This is a genomic window from Nocardia speluncae NBRC 108251 (genome assembly GCF_001613245.1).
GTDB classification, from domain to species: Bacteria; Actinomycetota; Actinomycetes; order Mycobacteriales; family Mycobacteriaceae; genus Nocardia; species Nocardia speluncae.
This window is the reverse complement of record NZ_BDBZ01000035.1, coordinates 51,348-68,227: the sequence shown is the minus strand read 5'-3', so window position 1 is coordinate 68,227 and position 16,880 is coordinate 51,348. Positions and strand designations below refer to the sequence as shown.

Sequence of the window (16,880 nt, the reverse complement as noted above, 5' to 3'; positions counted from 1 at the left end):
GTATAGCCGGGCTCATCCCGCGTTGGGGAAATCCTGCACCCAGTGGAACCCGTTGCCGTTCAACGGGAAGGATCCGGGATCGACCGCGCTCAGCTCGATCCGAGTCGGCCGGCCGTCGAGTTCCCCCTCCAGCTGGAGATGGCTCGGGTCGGGGCGCGTGTAGGAGAAAGTGACCGGTGGCTCCTCGGTGCCCGGGGCGGTGACGACGGTGAGGGTATGTGCGGCCGGGTCCAGTTCCGCCGGGACTCCCATCAGGCGCCCATCCATACCTTGAACGGTCACCGCGCCCTCGACCTCGATCACGAGTCGCTGCCAGCGAGCCTCGTCGGTGAGCAGCGGCGGGACCGGTTCGCCGTCGATCCGGAACTCGGTCACCTCCCACAAACCGTAGAGCTCCGGTTTCGGTGCACCGCCACCGAATTCCTGCCAGCTGTCCCAGCCCACCCACGATATTCCGGCCACCAGCCAGACTCCGATCGCCGCCTGCACCCAGGTCGCGTAGCGGTTGGCACGGGCGGTGGTGAACAGCTGGGGTTGAACTGCGGGTTCGGCGCGGCGGGCCAGTAGGAAGAAATCGGCGAACCGGCGGGCCTGTGGGGCGAGCAGGACCAACGAGAAGACCAGTAGATGGAAGGACAGGATTTTGACCGGTACGTCGAAGGTCATGTTCAGCACGAACACCTGCGCCATGCTCACCACACTCAGCATCGCGCCCAGGGTCGCGGTGCGGGGTAGCAGCAGGAGCAGCCCGCCCGTCAGCTCGGCGATCCCGAGCAGGATTTCGTATACCGGCGAACTGCCGACCTGCAACCACAGCACCGACATCGGTGTCAGCTGGCCGTACGGCAGGAGCAGTGTCGACAGCGAAGGCGGCGGCATCTGGCTCGGGATCGCCTTGGCGATACCGTAGAACAGCATCTGCCCGGCCAGGCAGAGTCGCAGGCCGGTGAGGAACCAGGCGGCGAGACGTGGATAGGCCGGGCGCCGGCGGTCGAGCACCGACCAGATAAGAGTCACCACGGCGGCGACGACCGCGATACAGAACACCATCACCCAGATGGCGGACTGATCACCGCTACCGGAGTTCTGCTGGAATACGGCCTCGACCCCGAATACCGTGCGGCCCACCCACTCCAGAACCGGCGCGGCCTGCTGTAGCGGCCACATCGGCGCGGTATCGGGAAGCCACTTGTCCAATGCCGCGACGAGCGCGAAGACGACCTGCCCGATCATGACGCAGAACAGAACCGTGTAGACCACACCGAAGCGGAAGCCCACCCGCGCGGCCCACGGCCATCGCGCGGTCACGGTGCCTTCCGTTTCGGGCGGTGCCGGGTCTGCACCGGGTTCGACGACCGCCGTATCGATGGCACTCACACCGCACCTCACTCTCCTGGCCGGTATCCGGCCCCACGCAATCCCCGCCCGTAGGGCATCACATCGAACCTAGGCCACCGCGTGACACCGCCGCCTCCGTGATCACCCCGATCCGTGATCATCCTCGAGCAGGATTTTTCCTCTCGGATCTGTCCGCCTACCCGCCTATGGTGAGGATATGGGAGCACAACCGGACGCAAATACCGAAGCCGCCCCGATAGCCCGGGCCGTCGCGGACGTGCTCGGTGACGACCTGGCAGGACTGTATCTCTACGGTTCGGCGGTGACGGGCGGATTGCGTCACGACAGCGATATCGATCTTTTCGCCGTGGTCCGGAGTTCCCTGGGTAGTGAGGTTCGAAAAGCACTGGCCGACGTGTTGTTGCGTATTTCCGGCCGCTGGCCGCGGTCGGGGCCGGCTCGGCCGGTGGAACTCACGGTGGTGGTCCGCGGCGAACTGGTGCCGTGGCGTTTCCCGCCGCGCACGGATTTCGTCTACGGTGAATGGCTCCGCGCCGAGTTCGAGCAGGGTGATCTGCCCACACCTGCTGAAGACCCGGACTTGACGATTCTCGCCACCATGGTGCGCGATTGCTCGTCGACGCTGTTCGGTCCGCCCGCCGCCCGCCTCGTGGACCCGGTCCCGGCGAGTGACCTCCTCCGCGCGATCGTCGCCGGCCTACCGGAGTTGATCGGCAGTGTGCGGGGCGACGAACGCAATGTCGTGCTGACGCTCGCCCGGATGTGGGTGACGGCCGAATCGGGTGTCGTGGTGTCCAAAGCCGATGCCGCCGAAGCGCTCGTCACCCGGCTGCCCCCCGAGCAGGCCACGGTGTTACGCCTCGCCCAGGCCGGCTACCTGGGAGAAGTCACCGACGAGTGGACCCACCGAGGGGCGGAACTGGATTCGTTCGTGACCTACGCCGAACAGCAGATCATGGACGCGGTTCAGGCATCCGGATAGTTCGGGCATCTCCACCGCACTACGGCGCGATCGGCCCGTTCGCCGGGGCGCCGTTCTCCACCGATGCGAAACAGGGACCACAGCTCGGTGTGACCGATCGGGCCGCCCGGCGAAGGACCGGATTCGCCGGACGCTCGATTACCAGGGGATCGGCCCGCCCCCGCCGACGAAGGCCCCGTTGTGGCAGGGGTCGGCGGATTCCGCTGCGGACAGGATGATCCGCGCGGCGTCGTCCGGTGTGGTCGGCGCGTCCGCTGCCGCTGGGGCGAGTTCGGTCACGACGAAACCCGGGCAGACCGAGGTCACGCGAACCGGGGTATCCGCGAGGAGTTTCGCCAGACCGACCGTGAGGCTGTTGAGGGCCGCCTTCGACGCCTGATACCCGGGGATCACCATCGAGTAGTAGGCCGAATCCGGGTTGCGCTGTTGGGCCAGCGATCCCATCTCGGTGGAGACGTTCACGATATGCCCGGCCGGAGCCCGCCGGACCAGCGGTAGCAGGGCTTCGATCACATTCGCCGGGCCGAAGGTGTTGGTCATCAAGGTCTCGGTGAATGCGCCGGGATGGGCGAAGTTCACCGTCCCGGATGCCGTTGCCTCGGGGAGGATTCCGGCATTGTTCACCAGCACGTCGATGTGATCGTGCCGCTCGCCGAGAGATTCGGCCAGGCAGCGGGCGCTCTCGATCGAGCACACGTCCAGCAGTTCACCTTCGGCGACGAGACCTTCGGCACGCAGGTCCCGCACCACGGAGTCCACGGCTTCCGCGCGCCGGCCCGTCACGACCACCCGGTACCCCTTGCGGGCGAACGCGGTGGCGGTGGCCCGGCCGATTCCGCGCGTCGCGCCGGTGACCACCACGATATTCTCTGCCATTTCGGTCCTTTCGCGTTTGCTGATGCCCTTCGAGCAAACGTGATTCACGGCAGGACCGCTGGCAGAAAACCGCCATCACGCTCGAACATCCGCCCGCTGTCAGTAGTGGTATCGGGCCTGCGCGATCAGGATGCTGTCACCGGATACCGCATAGACCAAGCGGTGTTCGTCGTTGATTCGCCGCGACCAGTACCCTGATTTATCGCCTTTCAGAGGCTCGGGCCTACCCAGCCCGGTGAACGGGTCACGACCGATATCGTCGATCAGTCGCATAATCCGCAGCGCCCTCTTGCGGTCGGTCGTGATCCAGTGGCCCAGATCTTCGAATGCCAACTTCGCGAAGGTGACCTTCACTCGATATCTTTCGCAAGATCGTCCATGCCGACCTCGACGGACTCACCGGCCTCGAGTTGGGCGATCCCCTGTGCGAGGCGTGCGGCATTGGCCGGGGAACGCATCAGATAGAGCGTCTCGCGGAGGGAGTTGTACTCGTCCTCGGAGATCAACACCGCATTGCCTTTACGGCTGGTGATGTGAATGGCGACAGCGTCGTCGTTGACTTGTTCGATGAGTGGGTACAAGCTGGCGCGCGCCTCGCTGGCGGACATGCTGGTCATCTGCGCCCTCCTCTCCGGGTTCCCCTCTGATGGTACCGAATTATGGTACGAGTAACCGATCCCTCGGGAGAATTCGATAATTCGCCCTGGTCGTATGTCCAGTCGAGCCTCGGATAGCATTATCGCGGCCGCACTGCGGCCCGCGGCGTAGTGAGGGAACCCGGTGGGACTCCGGGACTGGCGCGCAACGGTGACACCCGTGCAGGTGAAGTCCGATCGCTCACGCGCCGCACCGACGCCGGCCTCGCGCACAGGCCCAGACCCAAGGAGTCCAGCCTTGATGCGGTCGTTTCCGCTGATCATCGCCACCGGCCTGGCCGCCGCGGCGCTCGCCGGCTGCTCGGCCACCGAGGCCGGAACCATCCCGGATACCGCGGCCGATGCGGCGGGCTTCCCGATGAAGATCAGCAACTGCGGTGTCGAGGTGACGGTGGATACTCCTCCGCAGCGTGCCGTCGCCCTGAATCAAGGGTCGGCGGAAATCATGCTCTCGCTCGGCCTGGCCGACCGAATGGTGGGCACTGCTACCTGGACCGATCCGGTGCGCGAGAATCTGGCCGCCGCAAACGCGAAGGTCCCCCGGCTGGCCGATAACGCCCCCTCGTTCGAGGTGGTGCTGGATACCGAACCGGATTTCGTCGCCGCCTCCTTCGGCGGCACGCTCGGCCCCGGCGGAGTGGCCGACCGGGACCAGTTCGCGCAGCTGGGCGTGCCGTCCTACCAGTCGCCGACCGACTGCGACGGCAAAACCGATGCCAGTGTCAATGCCGACGGCGCCCGCACCGAACCCTTGACCATGGATTCGGTGTACAAGGAGGTCCGCGATCTGGCAGCGATCTTCGATATCCGGGACCGCGGTGAGCAGCTGGTCACCGAATTACGCGGCCGCCACGACGCCGCGGTCGGCCGGATCGCCGCCCAGGACGTATCGCTCGCGTACTGGTTCGCCGATACCTCCACGCCCTATATGGCGGGATGCTGCGGATCGTCCGGCATCATCACCGATGCTGTCGGCGCGAAGAATATTTTCGACGACACCACCAACGAGTGGCCGCAGGTGAGCTGGGAAACCATCCTCGACCGCAACCCGACCGCCCTCGTCCTGGCCGACCTGAGCCGGCGCAGCCTGGCCGGCGACGCCCTCGACAGCAAGATCTCGTTCCTGGAATCGAACCCGGTCACCGCGCGACTGGACGCCGTCCGGAACAAGCGTTATATCGTCGTCAACGGTGCGGATCTGAATCCGTCGATCCGGACGGTCGACGGTATCGAGAAGGTCGCCGACGCTCTGGAGCGGTGGGGCTACGGTTCGTGAGTCCGCAGACAGCGCCGCCCGCCCCGATCACGCGCGCACCCGCGACCACAGCGCTGGTGCTACTCGGTCTGGTGGCGCTGGCCGTCTCGATGGCGTTCACGATCACCATCGGTCCCGCGGAGCTGTCCATCGGCGACGTGTACGCAGTACTGTTCGACAAGCTCGGCATCGGCGCCGCGGAGCTCTCGGCGATCCGGGAAGGCATCGTCTGGGAACTGCGGCTACCACGGACCCTGCTCGCCGCGATCTGCGGCGCCGGACTGGCCGTCTGCGGGGCAATCATGCAATCGCTGCTGCGCAACCCACTCGCGGACCCGTTCGTCCTCGGTATCTCTTCCGGCGCCTCCACCGGCGCGGTGATCGTGGCGGTGCTCGGGGTGGGCGGCGGTCTGGTATCGCTGTCCACCGGCGCGCTGGCCGGCGCATTGGTCTCGTTCGGGCTGGTGCTGCTGTTGGCGGCAGGCGCCGGCGGCGGCGCGGCCAAGGTGGTGCTGGCGGGGGTCGCGGGCACCCAGTTGTTCTCCGCGCTCACCTCGTTCATCGTGCTGTCCTCCGCCGACGCCGAACGCACCCGCGGCATCCTGTTCTGGCTACTGGGTTCGCTGGCAGGTGCGAGCTGGACCGATGTCACGGTCACCGCGCTGGTCTGCGCCGCCGGTTTCGTACTGTGCTGGTGGCGGCATTCCGCACTGGACGCGTTCACCTTCGGCTCGTCGGCCGCGGCGACCCTGGGCATCGCAGTCGGGCGGACCCGGCTACTACTGCTCGTTGTCACCGCCCTGATGACCGCGGTGCTGGTCAGCGCGGCCGGGGCAATCGGTTTCGTCGGCCTGGTTCTCCCGCACGCCGCTCGGTTCCTGGTGGGTCCCCGGCACAGCCGGTTGCTACCTGTCTGTGCCGTCCTGGGCGCGGTACTGCTGGTCTGGGTCGACGCGCTGGCGAGAACCGTTTTCGCGCCGCAGGAGGTGCCGGTCGGTGTGGTCACCGCATTGATCGGGGTCCCGGCGTTCGCGCTCCTGCTGTTCCGCACCCGGAGTACCGCATGACACGGCCGGGTGCCCCGGCCGGTCGACGAGCCACAGGACGCAGGTGAGCAGATGACACTGAGCGGCACACACCTGTCGTGGACCCGCGGCGGCAACCTGGTCGTCGACGATATCGATATCCGCCCGCTGCCCGGCCAGACGGTCGGGTTGCTCGGGCCGAACGGGTCCGGTAAATCCTCTTTGCTACGGCTGCTCGCCGGAATCTCGCGACCCGATCACGGCACCGTCACCCTCGACGGCACCCCACTGCAGCGTCTCGGCCGGCGGCCGCTGGCCCGCCGGGTCGCGACAGTCGGCCAGCACGCACATACCGAGGTCGATATCACCGTGCACGATGTCGTACGCCTGGGCCGGATCCCGCACCGCGACCTGTTCGGTACGGACCCACAGGAAGAAAAGTCGATCGACAAGGCATTGCACGCAACCGGGCTCGGCGCGCACGCGCATCGCACCTGGCGCACCCTCTCGGGGGGCGAACGCCAGCGCACCCAGATCGCCCGCGCCCTGGCCCAGGAACCCAGTGAACTGCTGCTCGACGAACCCACCAACCATCTCGATATCGCCCACCAGCTCGAGATCCTGGATCTCATCACCGAATTGCCCATCACCACCGTGGTCGCCCTGCACGACCTGAACCTCGCGGCCATGTTCTGCGACTACATCCTGGTGCTCGACCGCGGCCGCATCGCCGCCCACGGCTACCCCGCCGAAACCCTGACCGAAGAACTCGTCCACAACGTCTACGGTGTCCGCGCCACCGTTATCGTCGACGACGGCATCCCGGTGATCCGCTATCGCCGGACAGCCGCCGACCCGCGCCCTGCCGACCGGTGATGCCGGAACACCACCACGACCACCCGCCTGTCGTGCCGCGCACAACGAGAACGGGCCGACGCCGGCCGGTTATCCGGCATATACGGGTTCGAATCCTGCATGCCCCAGGGCAACCCGGGTGCATGAACTCCGGTCGGCACCACCAGCCACGGCAGAATCCCGCGCTGTTCGCGCTCGCCGCCGCGGCCGCGCTCGGCGATATCGAGGGCCGGCGAACTGCACTGGACGCGCTACCGCTGGTGGCGCGCACCGGAACTCATCTGTTCCTGTTCGCACGCTATATCGAATAGTTCCGCGGCTGGGGCCGCGGCCTGCGCCGTGCCGTCGCGCACTGGTACACGAGCCGGCCGCTCGACGAAATCGCCTATCAGACCGTGAAGTTCCGGCAGCGGGAAGGCTGGACCCACCGCGACCTGCTGCGCCTGTCCCACCCGGAAACCGCCGAGGACGAGCGTAAGCGCCTGTTCGACTGGATCTGCGGACGCGAGCCCGCCCTGGACGGATTGCGGCTCGTGGAAGGGTTCCACCGCGCACAGACCGCCGATGCCGCTGCCGTCCCGGCGTTGGTACACGAGTACCGGCTGTCGTGGGAGATGCTGCCCGATACCGCGCTCACCGAGCCCGCAGTATGGGAAGCACTGCTGGACAACGGTCTTCCGCATACTGCGCTCATGCGGCAGCTGCCGCAACTGACCGGCCTCGGCCTGCTCGACCCGCTCGCCACACGGACCGGCGCGGTGGCCGCGCAGCCGGCGGATCCCGAGCGGTTGCAGCGCGCACGGGTGCACCCGGTGAACGTGCTGGTCGCGCTGCGCACCTATGCCGCGGGGCGCGGTGTGCGTGGCCGCGGCACCTGGACACCGGCGCAGCAGATCGTCGATGCCCTCGACGCGGCGTTCTATGCGGCGTTCCGGGCGGTGAAGCCCACCGGAAAGCGGTATCTGCTCGCGCTGGACGTCTCGGGATCCATGGCGTCCCCGATCGCCGGTCTGCCCCTGTCGGCGCGGGAGGCCAGTGCGGCACTCGCGCTGGTGACCGCCGCGACCGAAACGCACCACCGGATCGTCGGGTTCACCGCGCGAGGAGATGGTGCGAGTTACCGGGAGGCGGGGCTACGGCAGGTGGATATCAGTCCGCGGCAGCGGCTCGACGATGCGATCCGCGCGGTGTCGAGCCTGCCGTTCGGCGGTACGGATTGCTCGCTGCCCATGCGCTATGCCCTCGAACGCGGTATCGACGTGGATGTGTTCGTGGTCCTCACCGACAGCGAGACCTGGGCCGGGCAGCAACACCCGCACCAGTCGCTTCGGCGCTACCGGGAACACATCAACCCGCAGGCCAAGCTGGTGGTGGGGATGACCGCAAGCCACTTCACCATCGCCGACCCGCAGGACGCCGGCATGCTCGATATCGCCGGTTTCGACGCGGGGGTGCCGGCGCTGCCGGCCGATTTCGCCCGCGGGGCCTGATCCGAGCCCAGCATCATGGGGTCCGACCGACCCGGCCCGCGCGCCCCACACCGGCGGTTTTGTCTCGCCGCTTCGACGACGGGGTACGGCTTTCGCCTACAACCCGGTGAAATCCGGGTGGCTCACCGGAGCGCTGAGCAGGCCGGCGCAGGCGTCGGTGAGGAAGTATCCGAGCGCCGTCCACTCGGCGGTTTGCGAGCCCTCGCTGATCCGGGTCTCGTATTCGGCGCAGATATCGATGATCATGCGGCTTACGATCCGCTCGCGACCGGTACGCACCGTGGGCGGGACCGCCGACAGATATTCGTTGATGTGCGCGATCACGCGGTCGGACAGCTCGTCGGCGCGGGCGGATTCGGTGAGCATGGCGGCTGTGGACGGTGTCGTGGCCAGCTGACGTTGCAACCTCGCCCGCCAGGTCGGGGTGGGCAGGGATCCGATATGGCTGGTCACCGGCAGGATCAGGCATTGCAGACAGTGCGTGAGACCGGGGTCGGCCGGGAGCTGGGCGACCAGATCGGCGCGGATCCGGCGCACCGGTTCGCGGTATCGGTCCACCAGTTCGCGCAGCAGTTCGTCGCGGCCCCCGAAGTGGTAGGTGACGGCCGAGTGGTTGGACTGGCCTGCGTGCTCTGCGATCCGCCGGCTGGATACCGAGTCGATTCCATGAGTCGCGAACAGTTCCTCGGCGGAGTCGAGAAGGGCCTGCCTGGCCAGATCACCGCGCCGTCCCACCGTTTTTCCTCGCCTTCTGTCGTGCCCTGCCGGCAGGTTCATCATGCCCGTACCGTGCCTTCGCGGTTGCGATCAGTCTCACAGCCCGCGGGTATCACCATTTTAAGTCAAGTGGCGTAAATTGGGTCCATACCGGGTGTGCGGCCCGAGGGATCGATGACGCTGCCCCGCCGCCGAGAACCCACCGATCTTCCTGCCGAACCCACGGGTTCGAATCTGCCCACAGCAAGGAGTACCGCGGTGACCGCCTCGCCGACCGAAACCGACAGTCCGCCCACCGATGCCGAGCTCGACGAAGCCGGCCGCGAAGAGGCGGCACGCGCGAAGAAGGAGAAGATCGGCCGCATCGCCGGCATGTTCATCTTCCCGTTTCTGATGGTCAGCATGATGATCACCGGGTACCTCGCCGCCATGCACGCACCGGCGCCGAACAATATGCCGGTCGCGGTCACCGGGCCGGGCGCGGCCGAGTTCGCGACGGCGCTGGAAACCGATCAGGGCGAAGCCGTGGACGTACGGATCGCCGGTAGCGATGCCGAAGCCCGTGAACTCGTGTTCGCCCGTGAGGTCAGCGGCGCGGTCGCGCTCCCGGCCGGACCCGACGGAACCGCCGCGGTCTACACCGCCGGCGCCGCGGGCGCTTCTCAGTCGGCCGGCATCGGTCAGGTGCTGTCGGCCCAGGTGATCGCCGAGAACCTCCGGCCGCACACCGAAGATCTCGCGCCGCTCCCGGCGCACGACACTGCCGGCCTTGCGGTCATGTTCATGACCACCGCGCTCATGCTCGCGGGATACATGCCGCTGAGCCTGATGCTGTCCTCGGCGCCGGAACTGTTGCGGTTCCGGCGGTTCGTCCCGCTGCTCGCGGGCTGGGCGGCGCTCATGGCCGGGCTGGTGTGGACGGTCGCCGACCCGATCCTCGGCGCAGTCGAAGGTCATACGGCGCAAGTGCTCGGTATCGGCTGGCTGGCGGTGTTCGCGGTGGGTTCGGTGCAGCTGTTCCTCACCCGGATCCTCGGGCCGATGGCCGTTCTGGTGGGCATGCTCTTCTTGATGGTGCTGGGTGTTCCGGCCTCGAACCTCGGCATGTCGGTGTACACACTGCCCTCGCTCTACCCGGTGCTGCACGGTTTTCTGCCCGCCTCGGCCACAGGTGAGGCGCTGCGTTCGATCCTCTTCTTCGGCGGCAACGGGCTCGCCGGTCACCTGGCCGTACTCGCCGCCGGCGCCGGCATCGCACTGCTTGCCACACTCGGGGTCGACGCCGTCAAGCGGCGCCGTGATCCGGATGCCGCACCGCCCGCGCGCACCGTCGAATCCCTACTGCCCGGCCCACGCCCCCGCGCTCGCGTGCACTACGCCCTGCTGGCGTTCTTCCCCTTTGCCATGGTGGGCATGATGATGACGACCATGCTCGGCGCCATGTATCAACCGGCACCCGACGAGATGCCGGTGGCGATTGTCGCGGCCACCCCGGAAATGGCCGATCAGGTGGTGCAGGGTCTCGATCAGAACATGGCCGGCCTGTTCGATCTGCGCGGTGCCGCCGATAGCGACGAGGCCCGCGAGCTCGTCCGTGACCGCACGGTATCGGCCGCCTACATCCTGCCCTCGGCACAGACCCCGCACGCCACGCTGATCACCAACGAGGCTGCCGGGATGAGCCAGCAGCAGGTCGTGCAGACAGTGTTCGGCCAGGTTGCCGCAGGTCAGCAGCTGCCGATGGAAACCGAGAACATCACCGCACTGGCCGATACCGACAGCATGGGTACGGTGAGTATGTACCTGGCCATGGGCTGGATCATGGCCGGCTTCATGATCATCATCGTCGGCGCGACGGCAGCACCGATGGTGATGGGCCTGCGCACCCTGCTGCCACTCCTGGCCGGTTGGTCGGTGGCGATGTCGGCGGTCGTATGGCTGATCGCGGGCCCGCTCGTCGGCGCCGTACACGGGCATTTCCTACCGCTGCTCGGGGTGGGAACGGTCGCGATATTCAGTACCGCCCTGTTCACCACGATCTTCGTACGACTCCTCGGCATGCTGGCCGTCCTCCCGGTGATCGCGGTACTCATGTTCCTCGGTGTGCCCGCATCCAACGGCGCCATGTCGATCTATATGGAACCGGGGATGTTCCGGGTCCTGCACGATGTGCTGCCGATGCCGGCGGCGGTGGAATCGGTGCGCTCGATCCTGTACTTCGACGCGGATACGGTCGGCACGCATTTGACGACATTCGCGTTGTGGGGCGTGGTTTCGCTGGTGGTCGTGGTGCTGATCGATCGGTTCCGGCCGCGCTGGACGGACGCGCCCCGCCCTGTGGGCGCAGAAAGCTGAACCGGTAGAACGCATTCGAGACATTCCGCTCGCGGCGCCACCGGTGCTGCGAGCGGAACGGCAGGGTGCGAAAGCGGGCTCCGGTGGCGCACTGACGCCACCCACGGTTCGCGAACAGGAGTTGCCGGGCGATTGCCGATATCATCACAGGCACCCGAAGCAACCCTGGAGTACAGGTAGTACCGATGACATCGCAGCCGAGCACACTATCCGCCGAACCGCCTGAAGCCGAGGCGGGTCCGGGTGTGCAGGCCGGTCCGCCCCGGGTACAGCCGGGCGGCTTCTTCCCGCCGCCGCGGGAACTACGCGGCAATCTCAACGGCTGGACCTACCCGGCGGTGTTCCTGGTGGCGATTCTCGCCACCTTCCTCGCGGCGCAGGCGGCACTGTCCATCGACTCCGGTGAACCGCTGCTCACCGCGCTGCATATCGCGGCCACCATATGGGTGGCCTCGTTCCTGCCGATGATCTCCGCGACCTCGCGGGGCCGGTCGCGAATCAGGGTCGACGGTGCACGGTTCGCCACCGACCGTGGCGCACTGGTGGTGCGCCGCTCACTCGGCTACGAGATCGCGCTGGTGATCTGCTTCCTGAGCCCGGCGGCGCTCTGCGCGATCTACGGGATCGGAGTACTGACCGGCAACCTCACCCTGCGATTACCGATACCTCCGTGGCTCGCGATCACGGTCTCGGTTGCGGTGCTCGGATACCTCGCTGTCTACGCGCGGCGCCCGGAGATCCGCCGCCTGGTGCTCACCCCGATGCATATCGTGGTGCCCACCAAAACCTCCATCGGGAACCGGGTGAGCTGGACGGCCGTGGAACGGATCGCCGTGCAGTCGCGCAACAATTCCAAAGGCACCATTCGCATCGAATTCCCCGGCCGCCGGCCCGGTCGCACCGGCACCAAGCGGATACACGCGGAGAAACTCTCGATCGGTGCGGCGGGAACGTACTGGCTCATCCGCTTCTATCACGAACATCCCGAAGCGCGTGCCGAACTGTCCGACGACCGCGCGGTCGAGCGGTTGCGCAACTACCGGGTCGTGGATCCTTTCCCCGGCTGAGCCGGTCCGTTCCGGTCGAAATACTCGGACGACGCGTATCTTCACGCGGTCCGCGGCCGTCCGGCGCCGCGTCTCCTCCTGCGAATACGCTCCACTCGGCCGCGCCGATTAGGCTCCGGGCATGGTTCGGGTGCGGCAGATGCACGAATGGGTGGTGTCCGAGGAGGAGGCCATCGCAATACAGCAGCGGCTCCGGGCGCAGGTCGTGGTAGACGACGACCACGGACCGGTACGGCGAGTGGCCGGGCTGGACGTAGCCTACCGGGACCCTGATACCGCCATCGGGGTGGTGACGGTACTCGACACCGAATCGCTGACGATACTCGACCAGGCCGTCATCCGGGAACGGATCGAGTTCCCTTACATCTCCGGCCTTTTCGCATTCCGCGAAATCCCCGCACTGACCCGGGCACTGGAAGAACTGACTGCCGAACCCGATGTGCTCGTCTGCGACGGCCACGGATCGGCCCATCCCCGCCGCTTCGGCCTGGCCGCACACCTCGGAGTTCTCACCGGCCTGCCGAGTATCGGCGTCGCGAAGAACTCCTACGGCGAGTTCAGCGCGCCCGGACCCGATCGCGGCGACTGGAGCCCGGTCACCGCCGAGGGCGAGATCGTCGGCCGTGCCCTGCGCACTCGACGCGGAATCAAACCGGTCTACGTCTCGGTGGGCCACCGTTTCACCCTCGACTCGGCCTGCGAACTGGTGCTGCGCCTGGCACCCCGCTACCGGCTACCGGAGACCACTCGCACCGCCGACCATCTGGGCCGTATTTCCTGAGCGGGGCTGCCGATGTCCGGCCGACAGTAACGGCCCGGCGTCAGACCTTCACCAGATCGTCCGCGTGGATCACGGGGCGTTGCATACTGTCCGGCAGTTCCCTGGTCGACCGGCCCAGCATGGTGGAGAGTTCGGCCGCGTCGTATTCCACCACGCCCCGGGCCACGATCGCGCGGTCCGGGCCGATCAGATCCACCACATCGCCGCCGTGGAACCGGCCGCGTACCCCGACGATCCCCGCGGCGAGCAGCGAACGCCGGGCGTGCGCCACCGCGCGGACGGCCCCGGCGTCGATGAGAATGGCGCCGCGACTGTCGGCGGCGTGCCGGACCCAGAACCTGCGGGCAGATAAACGCACCGGCCTGGCCGCGAAAGCCGTACCGACGGTCCCGGTTCCGAGCGCACTTGCCGCCTCGGCCGCCGCTGCCAGCAGCACCGGTACCCCCGCATCCGCGGCCAGCCGGGCGGCGGACAGTTTCGAGGCCATACCACCGGTACCGAGCACTCCGCCGCTCCCGGCTATCACACCGTCGAGATCGGCGCTGCTGCGCACCTCCGCGATGAAATTCGCCTCGCCTTTACGAGGGTCGCCGTCGTAGAGTCCGGCGACATCGGAGAGCAGGAACAGGGCGTCGGCCCCCACCAGATGGGCGACCAGCGCGGCCAGGCGATCGTTGTCACCGAACCGGATCTCCTCCGTAGCAACCGTATCGTTCTCGTTCACCACCCCGACGGCACCGAGCGACCGCAACCGGTCCAGCGTGCGCTGCGCATTGCGGTGGTGCTCGCGCCGAGCGAAATCGTCGGCGCTGAGCAGCACCTGGCCCACGGTCCGGTCGTACCGGGCGAACGAGGTCCCCCACGCATGCGCGAGCGCGAGCTGACCGACACTGGCCGCGGCCTGCTTGGTAGCGAGATCGCGCGGCCGCCGGGTGAGCCCCAGCGGTGCCAGCCCGGCACCGATCGCGCCCGACGACACCACCACCACATCGGAGCCGGCCCGCATCCGCGCCTCGATGGCATCCGCGAGCCGATCCAGCCGATCGTTGTCCAAACCTCCCTGCAGGCTGGTGAGCGCGGACGAACCGATCTTCACCACGACCCGCCGCGCCCCGGCAATCGCCTGCCGGGCATCACTGAGCTCGAGCGGTAGCCGGGTCACGGCCGTGACCCCGCTCCGCGGTTCCCCAGGCTCACCTGCCTACTCCCTGTCTTCTTCGTCGACGAGTCCACGCCGCACTCGTGAGGCGTGCTTCCGTTCGGCCGCACCGATCCGGTCGGTCTGTTCGAGCCGGACATCGGTGCCGCGGCCGGTAGGAACGATATCGGCGCCGGCGGTGATCTGCGGTTCCCAGTCGAAGCTCACGTCGCCGATCGTCACCGACGCACCGGGTTCGGCGCCGAGCCGCACAAGTTTGTCCTCTACCCCCAACCGGGCCAGCCGGTCGGCCAGATAGCCGACGGCTTCGTCGTTGTCGAACTGAGTCTGGCGAACCCAGCGTTCCGGCCGGGTGCCACGGACCACGAAACCACCCGGCACCTCCGGGTCGGGTACCACCGAGAAGCCCGAATCGTCCACCGGGATCGGACGGATCACCGGACGTTTCGGTTCGGCCTTCGGATGCGCGTCGCGATACTGCTGCACCAGTTCGGCGAGGGCGAAGGTCAGCGGCCGCAAACCGGCGTGACTGACCGCGGAGATCTGATACACGGGCCAGCCGCGCTCGCGCAACTCCGGTGTCACCAGATCGGCGAGGTCTTCGGCGTCGGGGACATCGGCCTTGTTGAGGATCACCACCCGCGGCCGGTCGGCCAGGTCGCCCAGGCTCGCATCGCCGCGCAGCGCCGGTTTGTAGGCGGCGAGCTCGGCCTCGAGCGCATCGATATCGGAGAGGGGGTCGCGGCCCGGCTCGAGAGTCGCCAGATCCACGACATGGGCGAGCACCGCGCACCGTTCCAGGTGACGCAGGAAATCCAGGCCCAGGCCACGCCCGTCGCTCGCGCCGGGGATCAACCCGGGAACGTCGGCGATGGTGAAGGTGGTGTCACCGGCGTTCACCACACCCAGGTTCGGGACGAGCGTGGTGAACGGATAGTCGGCGATCTTCGGTTTCGCGGCCGACAGCACCGAGACCAGCGATGATTTACCGGCCGACGGGAATCCGACCAACCCCACATCGGCGACGGATTTGAGCTCCAGCACCGCATCGCGGACCTCGCCCTCCTCGCCGAGCAGCGCGAACCCCGGTGCCTTCCGCGCCCGGGAAACCAGTGCCGCGTTCCCCAGTCCGCCGCGTCCGCCCTTCGCGATCACGAACCGGTTGCCGGCACCGACCAGATCCATCAGGACCTCGCCGTCGGAGTCCAGGACCACGGTTCCGTCCGGAACTTTGAGCAGCAGCTCCGACCCCTTTTTCCCGTCCCGGTTCCCGCCCTCACCGGGTTTACCGTTGCCGGCCTTCGCATGCGGGTGGAAATGGAAATCCAGCAGGGTGTGCACATTGGGATCGACTTCGAGGATTACATCCCCGCCGTTACCGCCGTTACCGCCGTCGGGCCCGCCGAGTGGTTTGAACTTCTCCCGATGCACCGACGCACAACCATGGCCGCCTTTACCGGCGCTGACATGAAGAACGACGCGGTCGATGAACTTGGCCATGGCCGGATCATCCTCCTCGGGAACTGGAAGGTCGGGAAGGCGCGGCGTCCGATAGCGGGGCCGCCCCGGGAAAACTACGGCGGACCGTAGAAACGCGAAAAGCGGGTCGAGGGTGAATCACCCTGACCCGCTCGCTGTGGTGGAGTCGTCAGCCGGTCAGGCTTCGACCGGCTCCGGGACCACGATGTTGACGGTCTTGCGACCACGCTTGCTGCCGAACGTCACGGCACCGGCCTCCAGCGCGAACAGGGTGTCGTCCCCGCCGCGACCGACATTGACGCCGGGATGGAAGTGAGTGCCGCGCTGACGTACCAAAATCTCGCCGGCCTTGACGGTCTGCCCGCCGAAGCGCTTCACGCCGAGCCGCTGGGAATTGGAATCGCGGCCGTTCCGGGAGCTGGATGCACCCTTCTTATGTGCCATTGCTGATACTCCTTCAGCGCGGGACCAAAGCCCTGCGAGTGGTTACTTGATGCCGGTGACCTTCAGGACCGTCAGCGGCTGACGGTGACCCTGACGCTTGTGATAGCCGGTCTTGTTCTTGAACTTGTGGATGCGGATCTTCGGGCCCTTGGTCTGCTCGACTACCTCGGCCGACACCGAAACCTTCGCGAGCTTGTCGGCCGCGGTGGTCAGCTCGGCGCCATCGACGACGAGCACCGGCGACAGTGCCACAGAGGTGCCCGGCGCACCCTCGATCTTCTCGACCTTCACCAGGTCACCGACCGCGACCTTGTACTGCTTTCCGCCGGTCTTGACGATCGCGTACGTTGCCATCGGTCGGCTGCCCTTCTTCCTATAGT

General features: G+C 67.3%; 18 protein-coding genes and 1 pseudogene. 10 read left to right on the top strand and 9 right to left on the bottom strand.

Features of this window, described 5'->3' with window-relative positions; genetic code table 11:
- Positions 1 to 12: 12 nt before the first annotated feature.
- Positions 13 to 1,377 (bottom strand): DoxX family protein, encoded by a 1,365-nt coding sequence (locus NS6_RS25205; protein WP_068046342.1) that lies wholly within the window; start codon positions 1,375 to 1,377, stop codon positions 13 to 15.
- A 178-nt stretch (positions 1,378 to 1,555) separates the two neighbouring features.
- Between NS6_RS25205 and NS6_RS25200 the strand changes: the two genes are divergently transcribed.
- A complete protein-coding gene (locus tag NS6_RS25200; RefSeq protein WP_068046339.1) occupies positions 1,556 to 2,341 on the top strand; it encodes an aminoglycoside adenylyltransferase family protein in 786 nt (261 codons plus the stop codon).
- A gap of 138 nt (positions 2,342 to 2,479) precedes the next feature.
- On the opposite strand, the gene NS6_RS25195 is transcribed toward NS6_RS25200, so the two are convergent.
- The 3 genes from NS6_RS25195 to NS6_RS25185 all read right to left on the bottom strand — a co-directional run bounded on the left by NS6_RS25195 (position 2,480) and on the right by NS6_RS25185 (position 3,834).
- Positions 2,480 to 3,217, bottom strand: coding sequence for an SDR family NAD(P)-dependent oxidoreductase (locus NS6_RS25195; protein WP_068046337.1), 738 nt, complete (start codon positions 3,215 to 3,217; stop codon positions 2,480 to 2,482).
- Positions 3,218 to 3,316: 99 nt separating this feature from the next.
- A complete protein-coding gene (locus tag NS6_RS25190) occupies positions 3,317 to 3,571 on the bottom strand; it encodes a Txe/YoeB family addiction module toxin (protein WP_068046334.1) in 255 nt (84 codons plus the stop codon).
- A complete protein-coding gene (locus NS6_RS25185; protein WP_068046330.1) occupies positions 3,568 to 3,834 on the bottom strand; it encodes a type II toxin-antitoxin system Phd/YefM family antitoxin in 267 nt (88 codons plus the stop codon). Before NS6_RS25185 ends, NS6_RS25190 begins: the two co-directional genes overlap by 4 nt.
- A gap of 280 nt (positions 3,835 to 4,114) precedes the next feature.
- Here NS6_RS25185 and NS6_RS25180 point away from each other — a divergent pair, with 280 nt between their 5' ends.
- From NS6_RS25180 to NS6_RS25165, 6 genes and pseudogenes are all read left to right on the top strand, one after another.
- Positions 4,115 to 5,149, top strand: coding sequence for an ABC transporter substrate-binding protein (locus NS6_RS25180; RefSeq protein ID WP_068046327.1), 1,035 nt, complete (start codon positions 4,115 to 4,117; stop codon positions 5,147 to 5,149).
- 89 nt (positions 5,150 to 5,238) lie between these two features.
- The gene (locus NS6_RS25175; RefSeq protein ID WP_084471428.1) at positions 5,239 to 6,195 is read left to right on the top strand and encodes a FecCD family ABC transporter permease; all 957 of its coding nucleotides are present in this window, start codon (positions 5,239 to 5,241) and stop codon (positions 6,193 to 6,195) included.
- A 51-nt stretch (positions 6,196 to 6,246) separates the two neighbouring features.
- Positions 6,247 to 7,029, top strand: a complete 783-nt coding sequence (locus tag NS6_RS25170) for an ABC transporter ATP-binding protein (RefSeq protein ID WP_068046323.1) — start codon at positions 6,247 to 6,249, stop codon at positions 7,027 to 7,029.
- 122 nt (positions 7,030 to 7,151) lie between these two features.
- Positions 7,152 to 7,319, top strand: coding sequence for a hypothetical protein (locus NS6_RS36030; protein ID WP_245669502.1), 168 nt, complete (start codon positions 7,152 to 7,154; stop codon positions 7,317 to 7,319).
- A gap of 18 nt (positions 7,320 to 7,337) precedes the next feature.
- Positions 7,338 to 7,475 (top strand): annotated as a pseudogene (locus NS6_RS36275) (TROVE domain-containing protein); the annotation flags it as partial.
- A gap of 147 nt (positions 7,476 to 7,622) precedes the next feature.
- On the top strand, positions 7,623 to 8,498 hold the full coding sequence (locus NS6_RS25165) for a TROVE domain-containing protein (protein WP_281211452.1): 876 nt from the start codon (positions 7,623 to 7,625) through the stop codon (positions 8,496 to 8,498).
- Positions 8,499 to 8,594: 96 nt separating this feature from the next.
- Here NS6_RS25165 and NS6_RS25160 read toward each other — a convergent pair whose 3' ends face one another.
- Complete coding sequence (locus NS6_RS25160) at positions 8,595 to 9,233, bottom strand: TetR/AcrR family transcriptional regulator (protein WP_157112934.1); 639 nt, start codon at positions 9,231 to 9,233, stop codon at positions 8,595 to 8,597.
- Between the two features lie 240 nt (positions 9,234 to 9,473).
- Here NS6_RS25160 and NS6_RS25155 point away from each other — a divergent pair, with 240 nt between their 5' ends.
- From NS6_RS25155 to NS6_RS25145, 3 genes are all read left to right on the top strand, one after another.
- Positions 9,474 to 11,570, top strand: coding sequence for an ABC transporter permease (locus tag NS6_RS25155; RefSeq protein ID WP_068046316.1), 2,097 nt, complete (start codon positions 9,474 to 9,476; stop codon positions 11,568 to 11,570).
- Between the two features lie 185 nt (positions 11,571 to 11,755).
- Positions 11,756 to 12,637, top strand: a complete 882-nt coding sequence (locus NS6_RS25150) for a hypothetical protein (protein WP_068046314.1) — start codon at positions 11,756 to 11,758, stop codon at positions 12,635 to 12,637.
- 121 nt (positions 12,638 to 12,758) lie between these two features.
- Complete coding sequence (locus NS6_RS25145) at positions 12,759 to 13,418, top strand: endonuclease V (RefSeq protein ID WP_068046311.1); 660 nt, start codon at positions 12,759 to 12,761, stop codon at positions 13,416 to 13,418.
- 40 nt (positions 13,419 to 13,458) lie between these two features.
- Here the strand turns inward: NS6_RS25145 and proB are convergent, their stop codons facing one another.
- The 4 genes from proB to rplU all read right to left on the bottom strand — a co-directional run bounded on the left by proB (position 13,459) and on the right by rplU (position 16,854).
- On the bottom strand, positions 13,459 to 14,580 hold the full coding sequence (gene proB, locus NS6_RS25140; RefSeq protein ID WP_068046308.1) for a glutamate 5-kinase: 1,122 nt from the start codon (positions 14,578 to 14,580) through the stop codon (positions 13,459 to 13,461).
- A gap of 39 nt (positions 14,581 to 14,619) precedes the next feature.
- Positions 14,620 to 16,077 (bottom strand): GTPase ObgE, encoded by a 1,458-nt coding sequence (gene obgE / locus NS6_RS25135; RefSeq protein WP_068046305.1) that lies wholly within the window; start codon positions 16,075 to 16,077, stop codon positions 14,620 to 14,622.
- Between the two features lie 156 nt (positions 16,078 to 16,233).
- Positions 16,234 to 16,500: a 50S ribosomal protein L27 gene (gene rpmA, locus NS6_RS25130; protein ID WP_068046302.1), complete on the bottom strand. Its 267-nt coding sequence runs from the start codon at positions 16,498 to 16,500 to the stop codon at positions 16,234 to 16,236.
- A gap of 42 nt (positions 16,501 to 16,542) precedes the next feature.
- Entirely contained in the window at positions 16,543 to 16,854 is a 312-nt protein-coding gene (rplU, locus tag NS6_RS25125; RefSeq protein ID WP_068046299.1) for a 50S ribosomal protein L21, read from the bottom strand.
- Positions 16,855 to 16,880: the final 26 nt, after the last annotated feature.

Excerpts from the sequence above, each read along its gene's own strand:
- NS6_RS25200 (WP_068046339.1), top strand. The coding sequence starts at position 1,556 with ATGGGAGCACAACCGGACGCAAATACCGAAGCCGCCCCGATAGCCCGG.
- NS6_RS25195 (WP_068046337.1), bottom strand. The coding sequence starts at position 3,217 with ATGGCAGAGAATATCGTGGTGGTCACCGGCGCGACGCGCGGAATCGGC.
- NS6_RS25185 (WP_068046330.1), bottom strand. The coding sequence starts at position 3,834 with ATGACCAGCATGTCCGCCAGCGAGGCGCGCGCCAGCTTGTACCCACTC.
- NS6_RS25180 (WP_068046327.1), top strand. The coding sequence starts at position 4,115 with ATGCGGTCGTTTCCGCTGATCATCGCCACCGGCCTGGCCGCCGCGGCG.
- NS6_RS25175 (WP_084471428.1), top strand. The coding sequence starts at position 5,239 with ATGGCGTTCACGATCACCATCGGTCCCGCGGAGCTGTCCATCGGCGAC.
- NS6_RS25170 (WP_068046323.1), top strand. The coding sequence starts at position 6,247 with ATGACACTGAGCGGCACACACCTGTCGTGGACCCGCGGCGGCAACCTG.
- NS6_RS36030 (WP_245669502.1), top strand. The coding sequence starts at position 7,152 with ATGAACTCCGGTCGGCACCACCAGCCACGGCAGAATCCCGCGCTGTTC.
- NS6_RS25165 (WP_281211452.1), top strand. The coding sequence starts at position 7,623 with ATGCTGCCCGATACCGCGCTCACCGAGCCCGCAGTATGGGAAGCACTG.
- NS6_RS25150 (WP_068046314.1), top strand. The coding sequence starts at position 11,756 with ATGACATCGCAGCCGAGCACACTATCCGCCGAACCGCCTGAAGCCGAG.
- NS6_RS25145 (WP_068046311.1), top strand. The coding sequence starts at position 12,759 with ATGGTTCGGGTGCGGCAGATGCACGAATGGGTGGTGTCCGAGGAGGAG.
- obgE (WP_068046305.1), bottom strand. The coding sequence starts at position 16,077 with ATGGCCAAGTTCATCGACCGCGTCGTTCTTCATGTCAGCGCCGGTAAA.
- rpmA (WP_068046302.1), bottom strand. The coding sequence starts at position 16,500 with ATGGCACATAAGAAGGGTGCATCCAGCTCCCGGAACGGCCGCGATTCC.
- rplU (WP_068046299.1), bottom strand. The coding sequence starts at position 16,854 with ATGGCAACGTACGCGATCGTCAAGACCGGCGGAAAGCAGTACAAGGTC.